General features: G+C 42.6%; 17 protein-coding genes and 1 pseudogene. 14 read left to right on the top strand and 4 right to left on the bottom strand.

Annotated elements, in window-relative coordinates:
- Positions 1 to 31 precede the first annotated feature (31 nt).
- From ACFQ1X_RS07625 to ACFQ1X_RS07615, 3 genes are all read left to right on the top strand, one after another.
- Entirely contained in the window at positions 32 to 1,333 is a 1,302-nt protein-coding gene (locus ACFQ1X_RS07625) for a glycosyltransferase family 4 protein (protein ID WP_144838032.1), read from the top strand.
- 629 nt (positions 1,334 to 1,962) lie between these two features.
- Positions 1,963 to 2,418 (top strand): hypothetical protein, encoded by a 456-nt coding sequence (locus tag ACFQ1X_RS07620; RefSeq protein WP_144838031.1) that lies wholly within the window; start codon positions 1,963 to 1,965, stop codon positions 2,416 to 2,418.
- A 147-nt stretch (positions 2,419 to 2,565) separates the two neighbouring features.
- Positions 2,566 to 3,036: a VanZ family protein gene (locus ACFQ1X_RS07615; protein ID WP_144838029.1), complete on the top strand. Its 471-nt coding sequence runs from the start codon at positions 2,566 to 2,568 to the stop codon at positions 3,034 to 3,036.
- 65 nt (positions 3,037 to 3,101) lie between these two features.
- Here ACFQ1X_RS07615 and ACFQ1X_RS07610 read toward each other — a convergent pair whose 3' ends face one another.
- Complete coding sequence (locus ACFQ1X_RS07610; RefSeq protein WP_144838027.1) at positions 3,102 to 3,599, bottom strand: antibiotic biosynthesis monooxygenase family protein; 498 nt, start codon at positions 3,597 to 3,599, stop codon at positions 3,102 to 3,104.
- 789 nt (positions 3,600 to 4,388) lie between these two features.
- Between ACFQ1X_RS07610 and ACFQ1X_RS07605 the strand changes: the two genes are divergently transcribed.
- The 6 genes from ACFQ1X_RS07605 (at position 4,389) to ACFQ1X_RS07575 (ending at position 9,339) form a co-directional block, all read left to right on the top strand.
- Positions 4,389 to 5,060 carry a sugar transferase gene (locus tag ACFQ1X_RS07605; protein ID WP_379081971.1) on the top strand — a complete coding sequence of 224 codons (672 nt, stop codon included), beginning with the start codon at positions 4,389 to 4,391 and terminating at the stop codon, positions 5,058 to 5,060.
- 16 nt (positions 5,061 to 5,076) lie between these two features.
- A complete protein-coding gene (locus ACFQ1X_RS07600; RefSeq protein ID WP_144838024.1) occupies positions 5,077 to 5,781 on the top strand; it encodes a WecB/TagA/CpsF family glycosyltransferase in 705 nt (234 codons plus the stop codon).
- On the top strand, positions 5,782 to 6,861 hold the full coding sequence (locus tag ACFQ1X_RS07595; RefSeq protein WP_144838022.1) for a glycosyltransferase family 2 protein: 1,080 nt from the start codon (positions 5,782 to 5,784) through the stop codon (positions 6,859 to 6,861).
- A complete protein-coding gene (gene galE, locus ACFQ1X_RS07590) occupies positions 6,862 to 7,908 on the top strand; it encodes a UDP-glucose 4-epimerase GalE (RefSeq protein ID WP_144838021.1) in 1,047 nt (348 codons plus the stop codon).
- A gap of 149 nt (positions 7,909 to 8,057) precedes the next feature.
- Complete coding sequence (galU, locus tag ACFQ1X_RS07585) at positions 8,058 to 8,945, top strand: UTP--glucose-1-phosphate uridylyltransferase GalU (RefSeq protein ID WP_144838019.1); 888 nt, start codon at positions 8,058 to 8,060, stop codon at positions 8,943 to 8,945.
- Positions 8,946 to 9,102: 157 nt separating this feature from the next.
- On the top strand, positions 9,103 to 9,339 hold the full coding sequence (locus ACFQ1X_RS07575; RefSeq protein ID WP_407943667.1) for a DUF2537 domain-containing protein: 237 nt from the start codon (positions 9,103 to 9,105) through the stop codon (positions 9,337 to 9,339).
- A gap of 482 nt (positions 9,340 to 9,821) precedes the next feature.
- Here the strand turns inward: ACFQ1X_RS07575 and ACFQ1X_RS16525 are convergent.
- Positions 9,822 to 10,286: pseudogene (locus tag ACFQ1X_RS16525) on the bottom strand (polysaccharide deacetylase family protein); the annotation flags it as partial.
- Between the two features lie 436 nt (positions 10,287 to 10,722).
- Here ACFQ1X_RS16525 and ACFQ1X_RS07565 point away from each other — a divergent pair.
- Both ACFQ1X_RS07565 and ACFQ1X_RS07560 read left to right on the top strand, forming a co-directional pair.
- A complete protein-coding gene (locus tag ACFQ1X_RS07565) occupies positions 10,723 to 11,763 on the top strand; it encodes a WxL protein peptidoglycan domain-containing protein (RefSeq protein WP_144838015.1) in 1,041 nt (346 codons plus the stop codon).
- Positions 11,764 to 11,874: 111 nt separating this feature from the next.
- Entirely contained in the window at positions 11,875 to 12,738 is an 864-nt protein-coding gene (locus ACFQ1X_RS07560) for a DUF1028 domain-containing protein (protein ID WP_144838013.1), read from the top strand.
- A 544-nt stretch (positions 12,739 to 13,282) separates the two neighbouring features.
- Here ACFQ1X_RS07560 and ACFQ1X_RS07555 read toward each other — a convergent pair.
- A complete protein-coding gene (locus ACFQ1X_RS07555; RefSeq protein WP_144838011.1) occupies positions 13,283 to 16,444 on the bottom strand; it encodes an efflux RND transporter permease subunit in 3,162 nt (1,053 codons plus the stop codon).
- 12 nt (positions 16,445 to 16,456) lie between these two features.
- The gene (locus ACFQ1X_RS07550) at positions 16,457 to 17,278 is read right to left on the bottom strand and encodes a TetR/AcrR family transcriptional regulator (RefSeq protein ID WP_144838009.1); all 822 of its coding nucleotides are present in this window, start codon (positions 17,276 to 17,278) and stop codon (positions 16,457 to 16,459) included.
- Positions 17,279 to 17,516: 238 nt separating this feature from the next.
- Between ACFQ1X_RS07550 and ACFQ1X_RS07545 the strand changes: the two genes are divergently transcribed.
- From ACFQ1X_RS07545 to ACFQ1X_RS07535, 3 genes are all read left to right on the top strand, one after another.
- Complete coding sequence (locus ACFQ1X_RS07545) at positions 17,517 to 18,038, top strand: GyrI-like domain-containing protein (protein WP_144838007.1); 522 nt, start codon at positions 17,517 to 17,519, stop codon at positions 18,036 to 18,038.
- Between the two features lie 267 nt (positions 18,039 to 18,305).
- Positions 18,306 to 18,809 (top strand): sigma-70 family RNA polymerase sigma factor, encoded by a 504-nt coding sequence (locus tag ACFQ1X_RS07540; RefSeq protein WP_144838005.1) that lies wholly within the window; start codon positions 18,306 to 18,308, stop codon positions 18,807 to 18,809.
- A gap of 105 nt (positions 18,810 to 18,914) precedes the next feature.
- Complete coding sequence (locus tag ACFQ1X_RS07535) at positions 18,915 to 20,168, top strand: ATP-binding protein (protein WP_379082032.1); 1,254 nt, start codon at positions 18,915 to 18,917, stop codon at positions 20,166 to 20,168.
- Positions 20,169 to 20,200 lie beyond the last annotated feature (32 nt).

The following is a 20,200-nucleotide window of genomic DNA, read 5'->3' as shown; positions in this document are numbered from 1 at the left end:
TCACAATCCCCCTACAGATAGGAAGGTCATTATGGATAATAAAAAAAAGATAACTTTCGTCATCAATTATTTTTATCCTGATCTTGCGGCTACAAGTCAATTGCTCACTGAGTTGACGAGTAATATCCAGCACGATTATGACATAACTGTCATCGCGGCGCAGCCGGGATATGCCGGAGAGAAAAATTATGGCGTCAAAATCTTTGAAGAGGATTTCCTGGAAGCCATAAAAGTAATTAGAATCAAGCTTCCAGAAGTCAATAAAAAATCAAAGATCAGCAGAATAAAATATATAGTCTCTTATTTTATACTGGCCAATACCGCTCTCTTGAAAGAGAAAAGGACCGATATCATCTTTACGATTTCTCAGCCCCCGGTGCTGGGCGGGTTAATTGGTTCGATCGGCAAATTCTTTAAACGTTCCAAGCATATTTACAGCATCCACGATTTTAATCCTGAACAAGCAGCTGCAGTGAAATATACAAATAACCAGTTTATTTTTGCTGTTGCGAAAGTGATTGATAAAATTAATTGCCGCTATGCGGATCACATTTTACTAGTGGGTAATGATATGGTTGAAACTTTAAAAGAGCGCTTCAAGCATAAAAATGTACCCGCGTATACTGTTATCAGCAACTGGACGAATGAGACTGAAATTCTCCCTCTGGATAAAGATCACGAAAAAGTAACAGGTTTCCTTAAGGAGAATGGAATTCAAGACAAGTTTATTGTTATGTATTCCGGTAATTTGGGACTCTACTACGATTTGGAGAATATTGTGAAAGTCTTTAAGAACTTTGATGATGTAGAAGATATAGTATTTCTCTTCATCGGCGAAGGCGCAGTAAAACAACAGATGCAGAATTATATAGAAAAAGAAAAACTGGAAAATGTGCTGTTTCTTCCTTACCAGCCTAAAGAATTCATACGTTATTCTTTGAATGCAGCGGACATTCATCTTGTAGTAAACCAAAAAGGCATAAAAGGGGTTTCTGTTCCGAGCAAAATTTATGGAGTGATGGCGGCTGGTAAATCAGTTCTAGGGGTGATAGAACGAGGCAGCGAAATAGACAGGCTGATTTCTGAGAGTGGCAATGGCATTGTTGTAGAACCGCAAGATTACAACGAGATTATCTCTGCTATAAAACAATTTTACAATATGGATAGAGATACTTTAAAAGAAATGGGGATGAATGGAAGGCAATACTTGGAGAAACATTTAACAAAAGCGACCTCGATCAATAAATATCGCGAGGTGTTTCACTCCCTGGCGTACTCTGGAGAAGATCTTGATGAAAACTCTATTGATAGTCAGCAACAGATTAAACAATGAAACTCGAGAATAAGTTATATGATTTCCGAACGGTACTCGAAATTTAATTTCGAGTACCGTTTTATTCGGTGATTTTTCAACAAAGTTAGCTCAGGAATGGGAGTAATAGTCATTATTTACTGATAATTCACATTTATTAGAAAAATAACTTGAATATTTAGGTATTTATAATTAGAATGAACTTATGAGTCATTCAGGTGAAGTAAAAAAGACTCGATGCCATATTTAATTCCGCTGCAATTTTGATGAAAAAATATTATTTTGTTATTCCGGCTTGTGAATTTAATGACTTTTCCAGAATTAATCATGTGCATTTCTAAAATTTGAAATCGAATGGAGGGGATAATATGACCTTGGTTTTATTATCCGGCGGTGGTTCAGAAAAGCCTCTATGGCCCTTTCAAATGATGCAAGGTCAATACAGTTTTTAAAGTCTTTAATGATCAGGATAGAAATAAGGTATCGATGATTAAGGGTAGGGAGGCAATTACAAGAAATGGGACTGGCAGGTAATTCACTCATTGCTGCAGGTCATTCACAAATAGACATGATCAAAAATCAGTTGGGAAAGAATAAGCACATATAGATTTAGGGTGAGACGCATATCGCGAATTTGAGGAGGCTGGGAAATGAGAATGGCTGACCAGAAGAAAATTCTTATTCTAGGCGGAACAAGACATATGATTGAGATAGTCAAAGCGGTGAGAAGGATGGGGATGTCGCCAATAGTCGTGGATGACATTATTGGCGCACCGGCAAAAGGCTATGCGGATAAATCGTTCAGCATAAATATTGGCGATATCGAAAAACTGGATAAAATTATTGAAGAAGAAAAGGTGAATGGAGTTTTCTCTGCTTTCGAAGGTATTAATGCCTGGCACGCCATCGCTCTGTGTAAAAAAGCCGGTTTGCCCTTATTTGCTGCGAATGACCAGTTGGGGATTATGCCAGACAATGAAAAATTCAAAGAAATCTGCAAACGTTTTGAAGTATTGATAATAGAACGATTTGAATTTACTGTTGAAGTCGAAGAAACAACCGCTTCAGCAGCATGGGAATTCCCGGCTCTGTTAAAAACGATTTAAAGATGATAAAACAGCTTTTATAAGTTCAGAAACAAAAAGCATAAAGGAAGCAGGCGATCTCATTGCCGGCTTCCTTTATTTTATCCTTTAATAAAGGATGCTATAATTATTGGTAGCGATTAAAGCCAGTAGAAAAGGAAGTTACAGATGCTGAAAAACAGAAAAGTTGCCTGGATAATTGCCATCGGCTGGATGGCAATCATTTTTATCTTGTCACACCAGCCGGGTACCGTCTCCAGCGGACTAAGTTCGGGAATCTCGGAAATGATCCTGGCTTTAGTTTCCGGTGCACTCCCGCAAATAGAGACGGAAATAGAAGGCTTCCACACCTTAATGCGTAAGAATGCTCATTTCATAGCGTATTTCATTTTGGGGATTTTACTTTTAAATGCACTCAAAAGTAATTCTTTTCCCACATCAAGAGATGCTATTGCCGCCTTTTTAATCGCTGTTTTTTATGCGATTACCGATGAATTTCATCAGCTGTTCATTGTTGGCAGGAGTGGAGAATTCCGGGATGTGATGATCGACAGCGCCGGAGCTGCAACAGGCATCTTTTCTTACTGGGCGATTCATTCTTTACTGAAAAAAAGAAAAAATCGACAGGGAAGTAATTGAACATCCTTATGTAAATAAAAACCCGGCAATCCTTCAAAGGCTGCCGGGTTATTAAATAACCTTATTCACTTCTCGTAAGTCTTCACAAAAGAGGGACGCGGGAAAACGTTCGCCTGTTTGTCAATTCCTTTTTCTGTGCCCCTTTTGGCGTGGGCATTGTTATAAGCTTCAGATTCCTGCCAGTTTTTAAATGCTTTCTCATCTTCCCATAAAGTCAGAATAACGTATGTATCCGAGTTGAGCGGACGCATAACGCGGATTGCTGCGAAACCGGGTTCTTTTTCAACAAGCCCTGCCCGATTGGAGAAACGGGATTCAAACAGGTCTTTCTTTTCCTCGCTTACGGGAATATTGTTGAATACTGCGAAATAGCCGTTATTAATATCCCCTACACTATTCAGAATCTCGTACGCTGAGGCCACAGGCAGGGTTGTTCCGCCGTAAGATTCCTGTAGAAGAACGGCTTCATTGTCATTCGTCATATAAATCAGCCTGTCACTTGGCAAGTTCGCCATGATTAGCATTGCATCATCGCGATGTCCTTCCCATTTGTGTAATTGCATTGTCAGCACCTCTTTTGTTTGATTTGTCCCTATCATTTTATCGTTTTTGGATACAGTATGCCATTTTCTGACCTTTCTTCTCTCGAAAGTCGCGGGAACAGAACCAGTGGGAATATCAATATATCTTTATGTAAGTAAAGCTGGGGTAAGCCTTCAATTGATGATATAATTTTTTATATGAAATTTCTGGAGTGTTGACGGCAGATTCATAAACAGGAATTTTTAATTATATTTTTCGGGGGAGTAAAGAGGCAAATTATGATATGGGGAATACTTGCAGCAGGCCTTACGTTTATCACGGCAATAACTGTGTCACTGGGGAAGATCAGCAGTCGCGGAGAGGGTATAACAGCCCGTCATCGAGAAGAGCTGCTTTCAAGAAGGCAGGACGTTGAATAAGCGAACTGTGTGAATTCAAAACGTACAAATTTATTGAAAATGCCTTATTTTGTAAAAGGCTTCAGAACTTTCTGGTTCTGAAGCCTTTTTTTGCTTGAAAAGAGAAATATTATAGGTATTATTAATTATATTTATTATTTTAACTTTGTTTTAACTATTATATAGTATCTTTTAGACTATTGAGAGAAACGATATTTAAGGCAAGGGGGACATATGGCTTAAATTAACGGAAAATTTACAATTTTCATTTTTCAGTTGATGAATGGACTGATTTTGATGAAAAAAACCAATTGGAAATTTCCAGTCCATGTTTTCAAGTCACGGTAATTCTAAAAGGCGGTGATTGCATTGGTAACGTCAGGCAACCGAAACGAAGAGGAAGTTAAAACAATGTCAGAAGATTTAACAATGGGGATGCCCGAAGTTTCTGAAGTGGTTGAAAAGAAAAAATCCGTATCATTTTATCCGCACATAAAAAGGTTCATGGATCTATTCATTTCAATCATAGGAATCGCAGTGCTTTCTCCGATGTTGGCACTTGTAATGCTGATGATCAAATTGGAAGACCCTCATGGAGCGATTTTCTTCAAACAGCAGAGAGTCGGCAAAGACGGTAAATTGTTCAATATGTATAAATTTCGTTCGATGGTCAGTAACGCCGAAGCCCTTAAGGCGTCATTAATTGACAAAAATGAAGCTTCGGGGCCGGTATTCAAAATTCGCTTCGATCCGAGAGTGACGAGAGTCGGATCGTTTATCAGAAGAACAAGCATTGACGAGTTGCCACAGCTTATTAATGTCCTGAAAGGTGAAATGACATTGGTGGGGCCACGGCCTGCTCTTCCTGATGAAGTTGAAAAATACACAGATTTCGAACTCCAGAGACTCGCTGTAACTCCCGGCCTTACCTGCTATTGGCAAGTGAGTGGCAGAAGCAGCATTGGTTTTGATGAATGGGTGAAAATGGACCTGCAATACATTGAGGAAAGAAATACTATTGTTGACTTGAAGTTGATATTTAAAACTGTTTTTGTATTGTTTGGCTCAAAAGACGCCTGTTGAATGGAGGAGCAGCCAAATGCTGGATTTTAACCACGAAGTGTGGAACTTTGATGAAAAAAACTTCAGGAAAATAGGGGATATCAAACTTGTCACGGCAAAAAAACAAGATATTTTGGAAGAACTGCACTTTCGATTGGTAACACAGCTGAAAACTCGCATTTTTTTCCTGAACGCCCATTGTTACAATGCCGCCAGGAAAAATCCGGGTTATTTAAGAAACCTGAACGCAGCAGAGTTTATATTAAATGATGGAATCGGGATTGAATTAGGTGCTCGGGCATTTAGCAATTCGAGGAAAGAAAGCTTGAACGGAATTAATTTCACCCCTGATGTGCTGAAGATTCTCAATCAGGAGAAAATGAGCTTGTATTTGCTTGGTGGGAATCCGGGAGTTGCTGAGAAGGCAGGAGTAAAAATTATGAGTGAATTTCCTGACATAATACTGTCGGGGAGCTGCAATGGATTTTTTACAGATCCGATAGAAGTTCTGAAAGATATCAATCAAGTTAAGCCGGACTTGTTGCTGGTAGGTATGGGAGTGCCGGCGCAGGAAAGTTGGATATCACATTATTTTGATGAATTGGATGTGACATTAATTATGGCCGTGGGTGCCTATTTTGATGTCGCCTCTTCTGATAAAACAAGATCACCGGTATTAAACAACAAGATTCAAAGAGTGGCAGAGAAGGTGAAATGGAAATTGGGGACGGAGAAGATTTGAATGGAATCCAGAGTAAGTGTAATCATCCCAACGTTTAATGGGGCGAAAAATTTATCCCGTGCTATTGACAGTGTTCTTGAGCAGACCTATAAATCGGTGGAAGTGATAGTGGTAGATGATAACGAGCCTGGAACAAGTGAACGGGATCAGACGGAAGAGGTAATGAAGAATTACAACAAATTCAGAAGTGTTAAATATATAAAACATTCAATGAATAAAATTAGCGCCGCTGCCCGCAATACAGGAATTGCAGCTTCATTGGGAAGCTATATATGCTTTCTGAACGATGATGACTTTTACCATCGGTCCCGCATCGCAAAGTGCCTGGCTCTGTTAAAAGCTAATCCTCAATATGAAGGGATCTATTGTGGAGTCGTCATTATTGATAAATCCAGTTACAACAGTATTGTACGACCTGTATGGCCTTTGACACAGAGAGAACTTCTATTGGATGGCAATACGTTGGGTACTGGAAGTAATTTTTTTTTAAGCCGGAAAGCCGTTGAATTTGTGGGAGGATTCGATGATAGGTTCATCCGCCATCAGGATATAGAATTCATGATTAGAATATTGGAAGATTTCAAAGTCCTTAATTTTGAGGAGATTATGATAGGCAAAGTCAAGGACGGAGTGAATAATCCTTCGAATTACAGTGAATTCAGGGAATTAAAGAAATTTTACATGCTTAAATTTGAAAATACAATAGACAGACTGGACCCGCCAGAGCGCAAACTCTTCTATATATACCAGTATGAAGATTTATTCCATGAGGCAATCAAATCCGGGCAAAAAGAATACATTTTCCAGAGTTTGCAGGAATTGAGCTTATTCAGAGAGATCACTTCTAAAGACAGGCTGCGAATATTGATAAGTGAGAAGCGTTTATACAAAAAAAGAATTTATATAATATTACGGCTGGTTTATGACAAGTCAAAAAACCGGAGAGTATCTTACCACTTGGAAAAGCAAATTGATCCCTCGGCAAAAAGTTATGTTTTCAATTTTCTTTGCGGAATAGGAACCGCTACAGAACATAAGACACGTTTTTCTGCGGATGGAACAAGGAATGGAGGGGCATGAATGATATTAATCACGGGCGGTGCAGGATATATAGGCAGCCATGCTGCGGTGGAATTATTGGAAAACGGTTATGACATCGTGATTTTGGATTCTTTGGTCAACGGCAGTTTAGAAGCAATCCTGAGAATTAAGGAATTGACTGGGAAAGAGTTTGAATTCTATCATGCAGACCTGATGGATATAGAACAATTGGAGAATATCTTCCGTCGGCATGATATTAAAGCGGTAATGCATTTTGCAGGACTGAAATCAGTTAATGAATCAGTTTCCACTCCTTTGCATTATTACGAAAAAAACATTTCAGGTACGCTAAACCTCTGCAAAATAATGAGTCAATTTAATGTCCGGGAACTTGTCTTCAGTTCATCTGCAACCGTATACCAGCCATCAGATAATCGACCTGTAGATGAGGATTCCCCTCTTGGTGCCACCAATCCTTATGGCCGAACCAAATTAATGATTGAGGAAATCCTGCATGATCTATATAAGTCAGACCCATTCTGGAAAATAGCTATACTTCGCTATTTCAATCCTATCGGGGCGCATATAAGTGGGAGGATCGGAGAAGATCCAACTGGGAGTCCAAATAATCTGATGCCCTATATCACCCAAGTCGCCATAGGCAGAAGGCCGTTACTGCAAGTTTTCGGTGAAGATTACGACACACCAGATGGCACGGGAATCAGGGATTATATCCATGTAACAGATTTAGTGAAGGGGCATCTGAAGGCGTTGGAATACCTTGCGGGCCATTCGGGCATTGAAACATTCAATTTAGGAACCGGAAAGGGATACAGTGTACTCGAGCTGATTAAGGCTTTTACTCTGGCTTCAGCTGTGAATATACCATATCAGGTGGTTGATAGACGTGACGGTGACATAGCGGTTTGCTATGCCAGTCCTGAAAAAGCAAAAAAGCGTCTGTTATGGAAGGCGGAAAAAAATCTATTGGAAATGTGTGAAGATGCCTGGAGATGGCAATCCATGAATCCTCATGGATATAGTGGAAATGAAGCGGAAATCGAAATTATTGCAGAGGTGAATTGACTGCTGAAAAGGTCAAGAAAATTTCCTGATGGCTTTCTGGAGAATGTAGTATATGAGGCTGAAGATTCAAAAGGAAATGAAGTAATAAAAACTTTTATGAATTAAGGTTGAAATGATGCAGTTTAACTGGAACTGGAAGGGGAGATGAAATGAAAAAAGTTAGAAAAGCGATCATTCCTGCTGCAGGTCTCGGAACAAGATTTTTGCCGCTGACAAAAGCCATGCCAAAAGAAATGCTCCCAATTATTGATAAACCGACCATCCAGTATATTGTGGAAGAAGCGGTGGCGTCAGGAATAGAAGACATCATAATAGTTACAGGGAAAGGCAAACGGGCGATTGAAGACCATTTTGATAATAATTTCGAACTTGAAGAAAACCTGATTAAAAAAGGGAAGTTTGAATTACTGGAAAAAGTACGGGATTCTTCCCAGGTCGAAATCCATTATATTCGCCAAAAAGAACCGAAAGGATTAGGGCATGCAGTTTGGACTGCCCGTAAATTTATCGGAGATGAACCATTTGCCGTATTGTTGGGTGACGATATTATCCGTTCGGAGAAGCCTTGTCTGAAGCAATTAATCGATCAATATATGGAAATCGGCTCTTCCATCATTGGCGTACAGTCAGTGGATGAAAATGAAACTCACCGCTATGGAATTGTGGATCCGGCTGGAGTTGATGGCCGCTGCTATAAAGTCAGAAATATGGTTGAAAAACCTGTTAAAGGAACGGCGCCTTCCAACCTGGCAATTATGGGCAGGTATATACTTACACCCGAAATTTTTCAATTTCTTGATAAACAGGAAGTTGGGGCTGGTGGCGAAATCCAGCTGACGGATGCCATCCAGGGACTGAACGAATTACAGAGCATCTATGCTTACGATTTTGAAGGGAAAAGATATGATGTGGGTGAAATGCTCGGGTTTATCCAGACTCAAATGGAGTTTGCTTTGGACCATGAGGAATATGGTGGAAGAGTGGAAGAAATGATGAAAAAGCTGCTTCGGGAACGGTCCATTGCAACCCTGCTTTAAGTGATTGGAAATGTTGAGATCCAAGAGTTCCAATGGTTTTGCTTATAGCCGCTGTTCGCGGTAATAAAAGAAGACAGGCCAGCACGTGATACCGCGTGCTTGGCCTTTTTTTCCAGTTTCCGTTTCTTCTTATCGAGGAATCGTCAACACCTGTCCGATGCTGAGTAAATTGACATTCGAGATATTACTGGCGGCTGCAATTCGGGCGACAGTCGTATTATATCTGACTGCAATGCTGTGCAGCGTATCTCCGGCTTTGACTGTGTACTTGACGCTGGTGGCTGGCGGTGGTGTCGTAGTGGCGCCCGGGATGACCAGAACTTGTCCGATGCGCAGGAAATTGACATTTGGCAGATTGTTAGCCGCTGCAATTTTGGCGACGGTGGTGTTGTAACGCTGGGCGATTCCATAAAGAGTGTCTCCCGCTTTGACCGTGTACTTAACGCTTGTGGCTGGCGGCGGTGTTGGTGTTGTCCCGGTGGTGCCTGGGATGATCAGGACCTGGCCGATGCTCAGAAAATTGATGTTTGGAATATTATTGGCGGCTGCGATTTTGGCAACTGTCGTGTTGAAACGTTGAGCAATTCCGTACAAGGTGTCTCCAGCCTTAACGGTATATTTGGTGCCGGTTGCTGGCGGGGCAGAAGGCGATTTCAATAATTGGGATATCGTCACAAATGAATAGCCTTTCGCTTTTAACTGGGTGATGATGTTCGGCAATGCAGTTGGCGTGCCTGTTGCGCCGGCTCCTGTGTGCATCAGAACGATGGACCCGGGAACAATATTATTCACCACTTTATTGGTGATTGTCGTTGCAGAATCACCGCGCCAGTCAATGGTATCGATATTCCAGTGAATGGTGTAGCCATATCCAGCTGCGCCAACTCCGGACAGGACGCTGGCATTAGTGTAGCCGTATGGCGCTCTGAAAATCGGCTTAGTTGTTTTGCCGGTCAAGTTCCGAATAATCGTTTCTGTCCGGTCGAGCTGTGATTTCATCTGGGTGGCTGTCAATGTTCTGAAATCCGGGTGGTTATAGGAATGATTGCCCAGTTGGTGGCCCTGGTTAGCAATATTCCTGATTCCCTGCGGATGATGTTCTGCGCCGGAACCTGTAAGGAAAAATGTCGCTTTCACGTTATGTGTGGAAAGGATGCTCAGAATCTTGTTGATGTTCGTTCCGTCCGCTCCATCATCAAATGTCAGCGCCACAACTTTGCTGGTAGTGTTGCCTTTCGTTATAAAAGTTGAACTGGCTGCTTCAGACTGGCCGCTGAAAGAAAACAGGCTGGTTAAGACCAATAGTATGGCTGCCGCAATCTTAAAAATTCTCGTGCCCACTATACTCACCCCTTTTTTTATTTACACTAATGGGTTGCCTTAGCGTATGTATAAAAATTTCGGGTAATATTATCTATGTAATTACATAATTGACACAGGAAAAGACGGAAATTAGGTTAATTTTATTATACCATATTTTAATTGAATAAAAAATAAGTTTTTATATTATTCAGATAATTATTTTTGCACTTTTATCTTTAGTGAATATCACACAAATATGTTTAACATAACAGAAAATGGGTAAAAAGCTTGATTTACTGTAACAGAACTTGTAATATAATTGTAATATATAAGAAAAGGTATTTAAACTGATTATGGTCAGTTACAACCTTCCTTGATTTGCTTAGCTTTACTTACAATTACATGGGAATCGCAGTTGTGTCAGGTCGACGCAACTTTTTATTTTTTGTAAGAATAATTTTACTGGAGGAACATTATGTCTTCACGTGTTCTAATACTTATTTTCCTGATGATCTTAATACCAATATCAGCTAATGCGGCGGACTCCGCAAATGATTTCGAAGTCGAGTTGCTGCCTGCAGAAGGCCAGCAAAGTTTTTCTGAAGGGTATTTTAATGTCGATGCCGGACCTGGTCAGCAAATAACGTTGAATTTCCGACTTACGAATACGAGTGACGAACCTATCGAATTGAATGCTGAAACTGTGGACGCCTGGACAGCAGAAACGGGTGGAATTCTGTACAGTGCAAATGCAGACTTGGATGAAGAAGACCATCCCCGTTTGACAGATCTGCTTATTGTACAGGAAACCATTAAGATTCCTGCTAACACAGTTGAAATTGTGCATTATCACTTTGATGTTCCATGGGATGCAAGCGGTACACTTCTTGGAGGTATTATGCTGACTACCGCGAATAATAGTCAGGAGCTTTCCATGGAGCCACTAAATGATGGCGGCAGCAATTATACATTTGAACAACTTGGCCAACAGCTTGTGGCAGTGAAGGTGAATATGCCTGAAAATTCGGCGGCCGGCTTTTCGCTGGGCAAAGCGCAATTCGATAGCAGTCAAAACCTGCTGACGATGAAAGTAGCGAATGGAAACTCGACGGTCCTGGAAAATGTTCAAGGCACTTACACAATTATGGACAAAGACGGAGAAACGATATTGAATGGAGTTATAGATTCTTTCGCAATGGCGCCTAAATCCGACATTCGTTTTCCGGTCGATCTGAAAGGGCATGTTTTCGAAGAAGGGAAATATGTGCTGTTGATTAAAGGCAGTGCAGACAAGAAAGAATTTTTTGCAGAAGAGAAGTTTTCCGTGTCCGGAACTCCACAGGCAGCATTTGCCAGCGAAGCAACGGCTCCTGAAGCATCAGGCGGCAATTTTCTTCCTGCAATTGCAATTTCGCTAGCGGCTTTATTCCTGCTGCTTCTTTTGTTTATGAAAATTGTTAAACGGAATGAAAAAGGTCAGTATATGAATTTGACGGATAAAAATAATTTACAATAGACGCGGATGCACCTGAATCGTTCAGGTGCAATTTTTTATGGCAATTTTTGTGTTGATTCCAATTAAAAATTTTGAAAATTAGGGTAAACTGAAATAAAGGGGGAATTGGAAATGAAAAAAGAGCAGTTGGTGGCGACGTTTTCCATAGTGGGGGCAGACCCGAAAACAGGGGAAGTGGGAGTTGGCGTTCAATCGAAATTTCTGGCAGTTGGCGCAGTGGTACCATGGGCAAAAGCGAATGTCGGTGCTGTAGCGACACAGTCATGGGCGAATACGAAATACGGACCGGAGGGTTTGGAACTTCTCGAGAAAGGATTATCACCGGAAGAAGTCATCGCTAAACTGGTGGCAGACGATCCGGGCCGCAATTTGCGCCAGGTGGCTGTCATCAATGCAGACGGCGAAGCCAGCGCATTTACCGGTGAAGAATGTTTTGAATGGGCGGGCCATAAAATCGGCAAAAACCATTCAGCTCAGGGAAATATCCTCGTCAGTGAAGAAACCGTATCGGCGATGAGCAATTCGTTCGAACAATCGACTGATCCACTGGCCGAACGCCTGATCAAAGCATTGGCTGCTGCTCAGCATGCAGGCGGAGACAGCCGCGGCAAACAATCCGCTGCAGTATATGTCCTGCAGGAAGGTGCGGGGTACGGTGGCTATAATGATGTCAAAGTGGACTTGCGTGTCGACGACCATCCCGAGCCAATCGAGGAATTATTGCGCTTGTACGAACTTCATAAAGTTTTCGGTGAAAGCACCGAAGAACAGCTCGCTATCGAAGGCGAACTTTTCGAGGAGATCAAAGGCCATCTAGTGCGCCTGGGTATGCTCGATACTGTGGACCACACCGGCTACAATGAAACCGTGAAAGAAGCATTGAAAACATTCACATTGCGCGAAAACTTCGACGACCGCTGGACAGATGAGCGGCTGATTGATGAAGTGGTGCTGGAGCATTTGCGGAAGAAATGAAGCACGTAGAGAATCTAATGGAAATGACCGGTTGGCTAAGGGGCTGATCGGTTTTTTTGATGTGGAGCGAGATAGGGTTGTTAAAGGGAAAGAGTAGATAGTAGGTTTTGGAAATATTTTCTATAATTATTTTTGGCGTTACATGAGGTGCGATTTGAGAGCTTTGGGGTGCGGTTAGAGGAGTTTGGGGTGCGATTCGAAAGAAATTTAACTCTGGTGAGAGAAATTGAAAAATAAATGTATAATATTTCCTATATACTTTCGGATAGTTGCGCTTTCCCATACATTAGTTGCGGAAATCATCCGATTAGTTGCGGAAATCATCCGATTAGTTGCGGAAATCAATCATTTTGTTGCGGAAATAACGAATTTAGTTGCGGTCACAAAAAATCACCCAATAATTACCTTTAGATTCACCATTAAACAGGGTGCTAACCACTTATACACTACCGTAAAAACGACTCACACTATAATTACCCACAAAAATAGGAGCCCTCCGACCGGAGGGCTCCATCCATCTTGCTCTTGAACTTAAAATTAAACTTTAATTTGCTTCTTTGCGTCTGAACTTCGCTGTCACTTCATAAACAATCGGTACGATGACTAATGTCAGCAAGGTGGAGCTGATCAATCCACCGATAACGGTGATGCCCAGTGCTTGGGAAATCAAACCGCCACCATCGCCCTCTGCACCTATTGCAAGAGGGATCAGCGCACCGATTGTTGCGAGTGCTGTCATCAGGATAGGACGGAGACGTGTAACGCCGCCTTCGAGAAGGGCTTCGCGTGTCGAGAGCCCTGCCTGTTCCATGTGAATAACCCGGTCAATCAGGACTATAGCGTTGGTGACCACGATACCGATCAGCATCAGGACACCAATCAACGCGTTGACGCTCAAAGCTTCTCCAGTGACCCACAGGGCTACCAATACACCGATTACAGTGAATGGCAATGAGAACAGGATGGCAAATGGAGCAAGTGCTCCGCCGAATGTCACAACCAATACAAAGTAAACAATAGCGATGGCAGCAAGCATTGCAAGGCCAAGCTGGGTGAACGATTCATTGATTTGTTCTGTAATACCGCCCTGATCGGTCGATACACCCGATGGCAAATCAAGATCTGCAACTTGTTCATCAATTTGGGCTGTAATTTCAGCTGCATTATTGCCGAGTACCTCTGCAGAAAGGGAAGCGTACATCTGGCTGTCTCTGCGATTGATTGTATCAGGAGATCTGCCTTCTTCGACTTCCATTACATCGCCAACTGTAACTGTAGTTCCCAGTGCGGTTGGAATTTCGACACCTGTTACATCGTCGATGCCATTGTACTCAGTTTCTTCCGTTTCAATATAAACATTAATCTCGTTATCTTCATGCTGCACTGTCGTCAGGACAGGAGCTTCACCGACATCGCTTAATGCCATGCCGATTTGGGCGGCGGTCAAGCCATTTTCGCTCAAGGCTTGCTGATCCGCTACTAATGTAAATTGATCGTACGCTTCAGTCAAACTCGATTCTGTATTTTCCAGGCCTTCGTGCTCTTCCATGAGGGGTTGGATTTGATCGATGGCTGCCTGGATGTCTTCTAAATTATCACCATAAACGAACAGTTCAAGGCCGGTTGCGCCCATTGCAGCAAAATCCATACTGGCCCATTCGCCGGATTCAGTGGAATCATTCAGGTCTTCGATCAATTTAGTGCTTTCATTGCTGAAGTCTTCAAAATCAGAATCATATTCGATATAGAATAATGCGGAATTATCTCCGCCTCCGCCCATTGCTACCATCGGATTGCCTCCGCCAAGCGAGTATTGGTACGAAGTAACGCCTTCACGGCCGTCGATTGAGTTTTCAGCATCGAGTGCGACGCCTTCAACGTCTTCCCGTGTTTGCCCTGGTTCTGGACTGTAAGTTGCCATGACCATCTTCTGTTCCTGTTCCGGAAGGAAAGTAACGCCGATAACAGGTAACAGGAACATACTTGCGGCAAGAAGGACAGATGCTCCGCCGAACGTGATGATTTTATGGTTTAAAGACCATTCCAATACACGTTTATAACCTGAAGCCATTTTGCCAGGTTTATGTTCTTTCTTCACTGTTTTATTGGCATCCAGATTATGCAATTGCTTGCGGTACATCAAATGCGCCATCATTGGTACTATCGTTACTGCCACTATTAATGAAGCAGATAATGCGAAAACCATTGCAAGGGCGAATGGCAGGAACAGTTCGCCAATTTGTCCACTGACGAGTGCCAACGGCAGGAATACCGCAATTGTTACGATTGTTGATGAGAAAATCGGAAGGAACATTTCCCGTGTTGCTTCACGGACCAATTCTTTGCCGCGCAGTTTTTCGCCACGTAAGCCCATGCGGCGGTAAATATTTTCAATGACCACAATGGAGTCATCGATAACCCGTCCGATTGCGACAGTCAATGCGCCGAGCGTCATGATATTCAGCGTGATATCCATCTGGTTCAATAAGAAAATTGCCATCAATAAAGATAAAGGAATCGAGATGATGGAAATAAGTGTCGTTTTAAAGCTGCGTAAGAACAGCAAAATGATGACGACAGCAAACAGGATTCCGAAAAAGGCTTTGCTGAGCATCGTTTCGACAGAATGCTCGATCGGTTCCGCCTGATCAAAAGTTGTTGCTATAGTCAAGCCGTAGTTTTCTTCAGCATCAGCGATGATATCTTTCACGTCATTGGCGACTTCCACTGTATTGGCATCCGGCGCCTTAACGATGGATATGCCAATTGATTCTTCACCATTTGTACGTGAAATCGATTCGGCTTCACTGACGACTTCAATTTCTGCCAGTTCACTCAAGGCTATTGTTGGTACACCTGCTGCAGCCGGTGTTTCAGCCGGCACTTCCGGCGCCGCCGGAGTTTCTCCGGGAACAGACGGGGTCTCACCCGGAATACCCCCATCAGGAGCTTGTGTCTGTTGCGGAATTGCTGGAATCTGCAGGTTCCGCAAATCCTCGACTGTTGTAATATTGCCGTCAATGACCAGGTTTTTCACTTCGCCGTCAAATTCGGTCAAACCGAGCGGGAACGTAAGATTGGAGCCCTGGATCAATTGCTGGATCGTTTCCTGTGTCAATCCGTACTCAGTCAATGCTGCATCATCAAAAGTCATGTTGACTTTTTGCATGCGCTGACCGGAAACTTGCGCGTCCGATAAGCCTTCGACTCCTTCAAGCATAGGAAGGACATTGTCTTCCACCGTGGCAGTCAATTCTTCCAAAGAACTTCCCGGGTTACTGATGCTTAACGTCAGAATCGGGAAAGCATCTATACTCAGCCGGGATACTTGCGGTTCTTCAGCTGCATCCGGAATTGAAATCTGCGACAAGGCATCTTCCAATTCCCGTGTGGCTTCGTCCATGTCCACTTCAAAAGCGTATTGGACCTGGATGGTTGACGCATTTGCCATCGATGACGACGTGGTCAATTCGACGCCATTCATATTCTGGATCCGCTGTTCCATTGGAATCGTAATTTCTTCCATAACTTCATCAGGTGCGGCGCCAGGGTAAACTGTGACAACCGTAACTGCCGGCAAGGTGATGCTTGGGATCGATTCCTGTTTCATTGTCAATCCGGCATAAAGTCCTGCCACGACGACCATTATGGTCAAAATCCATATGGCGAACTTATTATTTAATGAAAAATCGATAATTTTTTTCAACAAGGACACTCCTCAGTGATGATTCTTCAATAGAAGAATTTCTTTTTCAATTTGTTTTTCCTGCATCAAGTAAGCGGTAAGCGCGTCAACAAGAAAGTCGCGCGGCTCCTTCTGCTGGAGTTCCTGACGCAATAAATCGAGCGATCCCAGCAATGGTGTTGTGTTTTTTGAATACAGCTTAATTTTCGTTTCCATATCGGCGAAAAGGCTATTGATGGATAACTCACCACCAGCATCTTTAGCTGTAAAAACCGCTTCCATACCATTCAGTTGTTCCGTAATTGCTTCAATGGAGGAGGCGATAAAGCGGCTCAGTTTGTCCATGGATACCTGGCGGTTATCCAGTATGATTGTAATCATATATTCTTTTAAAATGCCTTCCACGACAATCGTCAAATCTTCCAGAAATGGTTCGATGTCTGTACCGAAGGCTTCGAGAAGGCTCTTTTGATGGAATTTGGAAGACGAACTGCGCATCTCCTGCATCAAAGCAGTCAAGTGTTCGTTATCGCCAGTTGGCATGTCTTTGAAAACCATTATGAAAAAATCACGATCAGCAAGCACGCTTTCAAGCTCAAATGCCAACTTTTTAGTAAATGCTTCTTTCGGTCCGAGGTCTTCAGAAATGTAAAGCCGTTCCATTTCTGCCAGCGTTTCCGTTTGGTAACGTTTCAGAATGCCGATCAACAGGCTTTCTTTGGAATCGTAATGTTTATAGAACGCTCCTTTTGAAATATCCACAGCCTGGGCAATTTCCTGAACCGAAGTTTGGTGAAAGCCTTTTATTGAAAATAAATGAACTGCGGCATTCATCAAATCTGTCTTTTTATTCATTGGATTCCTCCTTGTAACTACCGGGTCACCAAAAGTGACTGTCTGGTCATTAGTTAAAGCATATGGTTTTACGCCTCCAAAGTCAATTTGGCAATCAGGAAATATTATGTAGATATTGTGACTGGTTTTGGAAAAGCAGCGACATTCATATTAAGACTAACTTTTAGTAAAGAGGGTATTTTAACCATAAAAGATTATGCGGATATGTTGATCTGAAGGAAGGGGAGGAGGAGGTAAAATGACGCAGAGACTGTTTGAAGGGCAGAAAGTGGAGATAAAAGAAGAAAAGCCATACATCGCAATTCCTGTAGAAATGGAAATATTGGACCGTGGAGAAATAGCCGCTTTAGTTGAAGAAGTATACAGCTGGCTGAAGCGCAGGAAGATCGAACCCGCTGGCCAGCCATTTTGCCGGTATTGGGTAATGGGCGGTGTGGAAGAGAAGTTCAGTCTGGAAGTGGGTATACCCGTGGAACGCATGATTTCAGGGGATGAACGGATAGTTGCCAGCTTTATTCCCGGAGGGTCATATGCCTTTGCTGTTCACAAAGGGACGACCGAGTATTTGGATGATACATCCTATGCTTTGGAGAAATGGGCTGAGGACGAAGGGTTGGAACTCGATAAACGATATGAAGGGGAAACGGAGATTTGGAATGGCCGCTTTGAGTTTTTCGAGTACCAAACGAACGAAGGCAGCCATGACCAGAGCGACATTGTTGAGGTTGCTTTTCTGCTGATGCGGGACATCGCAGCTTGATATAAATTAAAACACCGGCACGCAGACAACAATCTGCGTGCCGGTGTTTTAATTTCCCGGGAAATATGCCGGAATTTCATAGGGAAACTATCTGTGATAACAATTTAAGTTTGCAGTCGATTCGCGGTCTGAAATGAAATTTCTCTATCAGCCAAAGCGGTTGTTTTGCAGGAGCAAACAGTCGAATCACCAAGTGGCTTGTATAAGCGGCTTCTTCTATTCTGAATTTACCCGGGAATAAACGAACGTTCAGAAGGAATATCTATAATGGGAAATGTCAGTGAATTTGAAGATTTTAATGATGTCGAAGAACAATATGCACCAATGATTTCAGCACTCATCCGGAAATTGCATATCTACCGCGATCACGAGGAATATCGGCAAGTCGGTAAGCTCGCACTTTGGCAAGCCTGGTCAAGATATGACGGAGACAAAGGGGACTTTACCCCTTTCGCTTTCCGGACTGTTCACGGGGCAATGCTTGACGAATTGGCTCGGGAAGGCAGATATGCCAAGCTGTTTCTATTGTCTGAAGGAGAACATTTCGAAAGCCTTGCAATGCCGGAACCGGCTGAAAAACTGCCGGAATGGCTGTTGAAAATCAATTTAAAGAATAAGGAGAGGCAATTGCTGAACGAATTATTTGTCGAAGACAAAGGCATCAAACAGCTGGCTGAGCTGTATGGCATTTCGGTTGCCGGCATGAAAAAGAAGAGGGAGAGGGTATTGAAAAAGATTAAAGAGAGCGAAACTTTCCTGAACAGGGATTGAAACGAGAAAATTTTAATTTGCGGAAATAAGTTCCTCGTCCCTTGAATTACTGTATAATAAATTCCGCGTAAGCCCATTTGAAAGCAGGTGCTGAATTTGTTCGAAATGATGACCGGCATGATCAATAATATATTTTTTATCATTTTTCCGATTGTGCTTTATCAAATGCTGGCCGGAGCAGGAAAACGCAATTTCTTTGTCGATTATCGGATAACAATGACAATCCTGTTTTCAATATCGATCATCCTGTGTATGGTATTTCCCTATCAATTCCTCACGGAGGAATATATATTCGATTTGCGGCAGGTACCGATGATTGTGGGTGCACTTTACGGTGGACCTGTCATCTCGGCTGTGCTGTTTCTGGTTTCAGCAATAGGCAGAATCATTATTGGTGGAGACGGCATGTATATCGCCATCCTTAACCAATTTGTCATTGCAGCCGGCGTACCGTTCCTCCGTCCCGCTTATATGCGGATGGAACGGGGGATGAAAGTCGCCACTGTTTTTGCTATTTCGCTCTTGTCCTTTATGTTTAATATGTTTGCCGGAAATATACTTTTCGGTGACCCGATACACGATATAATCGGAATATGGCTGATGCTGATGCTGAATCAGGGAATGATGATTGTTCTGACAGCTTTGCTGATTGAACATATCGTTCGGCAGGAACTTCTCCTTAATACATTGATGAAGCATGAAAAGCTGGAAAGCGTCAGCCATTTTGCCGCAGCCGTTTCCCATGAACTGCGAAACCCCATACAGAGCATCAAAGGTTTTATTCAGCTGATGCAGATGTATGATTACAGCCGTGAAAAACAGCTTGAATTCCACGATACAATATTGAACGAAATCAATGCAGCTGAAAGCCTGATTGACGATTACCTGATTTATGCCAAGCCCGTTTATGGTGAACTGGACCGGATGTCAGCGAATGATGAAGTTTGCGGTGTCCTGAAAATTCTCGGTCCATACGCAAACAGCAAGGACGTCGAACTCTTTTGCCATCGAGCTGAAGAAGAAGTGAGTATAGGTGGAGACCGGCAAAAATTCCGGCAGGCCATGGTGAATATCATCCGAAACGGTGTGGAAGCGATGCCGGATGGCGGTGAACTGAATGTCCGCATCAAAGCCACCACTTCAAAAATTTTCGTCGAAGTGGCCGATAGCGGTGTAGGCATGACAAAAGAGGAAGTCGAGCGTCTCGGTGAACCTTATTTTTCAAACAAAGTAAAAGGCACAGGGCTCGGCATGATGGTCACATACAGTGTCATTCATCAGATGAAAGGTTCGATTATCGTCGATTCCGAAAAAGGGTTAGGTACAGTATTCAAACTGGTCTTTCCCAAATTGGAATAATAGCTTGAAACGATTAAAACCGGCTGAAGAGC

It is taken from the genome of Metaplanococcus flavidus, from assembly GCF_042675885.1.
GTDB classification, from domain to species: domain Bacteria; phylum Bacillota; class Bacilli; order Bacillales_A; family Planococcaceae; genus Planococcus; species Planococcus flavidus.
The sequence above is the reverse complement of the archived record's forward strand: the minus strand, read 5'-3'. Positions and strand labels throughout refer to the sequence as shown.

What these genes read in the sequence shown, in the direction of transcription:
- ACFQ1X_RS07625 (WP_144838032.1), top strand. Translation starts at nt 32, where the DNA reads ATGGATAATAAAAAAAAGATAACTTTCGTCATCAATTATTTTTATCCT.
- ACFQ1X_RS07620 (WP_144838031.1), top strand. Translation starts at nt 1,963, where the DNA reads ATGAGAATGGCTGACCAGAAGAAAATTCTTATTCTAGGCGGAACAAGA.
- ACFQ1X_RS07615 (WP_144838029.1), top strand. Translation starts at nt 2,566, where the DNA reads ATGCTGAAAAACAGAAAAGTTGCCTGGATAATTGCCATCGGCTGGATG.
- ACFQ1X_RS07610 (WP_144838027.1), bottom strand. Translation starts at nt 3,599, where the DNA reads ATGCAATTACACAAATGGGAAGGACATCGCGATGATGCAATGCTAATC.
- ACFQ1X_RS07605 (WP_379081971.1), top strand. Translation starts at nt 4,389, where the DNA reads ATGTCAGAAGATTTAACAATGGGGATGCCCGAAGTTTCTGAAGTGGTT.
- ACFQ1X_RS07600 (WP_144838024.1), top strand. Translation starts at nt 5,077, where the DNA reads ATGCTGGATTTTAACCACGAAGTGTGGAACTTTGATGAAAAAAACTTC.
- ACFQ1X_RS07595 (WP_144838022.1), top strand. Translation starts at nt 5,782, where the DNA reads ATGGAATCCAGAGTAAGTGTAATCATCCCAACGTTTAATGGGGCGAAA.
- galE (WP_144838021.1), top strand. Translation starts at nt 6,862, where the DNA reads ATGATATTAATCACGGGCGGTGCAGGATATATAGGCAGCCATGCTGCG.
- galU (WP_144838019.1), top strand. Translation starts at nt 8,058, where the DNA reads ATGAAAAAAGTTAGAAAAGCGATCATTCCTGCTGCAGGTCTCGGAACA.
- ACFQ1X_RS07575 (WP_407943667.1), top strand. Translation starts at nt 9,103, where the DNA reads ATGCTGAGTAAATTGACATTCGAGATATTACTGGCGGCTGCAATTCGG.
- ACFQ1X_RS07565 (WP_144838015.1), top strand. Translation starts at nt 10,723, where the DNA reads ATGTCTTCACGTGTTCTAATACTTATTTTCCTGATGATCTTAATACCA.
- ACFQ1X_RS07560 (WP_144838013.1), top strand. Translation starts at nt 11,875, where the DNA reads ATGAAAAAAGAGCAGTTGGTGGCGACGTTTTCCATAGTGGGGGCAGAC.
- ACFQ1X_RS07550 (WP_144838009.1), bottom strand. Translation starts at nt 17,278, where the DNA reads ATGAATAAAAAGACAGATTTGATGAATGCCGCAGTTCATTTATTTTCA.
- ACFQ1X_RS07545 (WP_144838007.1), top strand. Translation starts at nt 17,517, where the DNA reads ATGACGCAGAGACTGTTTGAAGGGCAGAAAGTGGAGATAAAAGAAGAA.
- ACFQ1X_RS07540 (WP_144838005.1), top strand. Translation starts at nt 18,306, where the DNA reads ATGGGAAATGTCAGTGAATTTGAAGATTTTAATGATGTCGAAGAACAA.
- ACFQ1X_RS07535 (WP_379082032.1), top strand. Translation starts at nt 18,915, where the DNA reads ATGATGACCGGCATGATCAATAATATATTTTTTATCATTTTTCCGATT.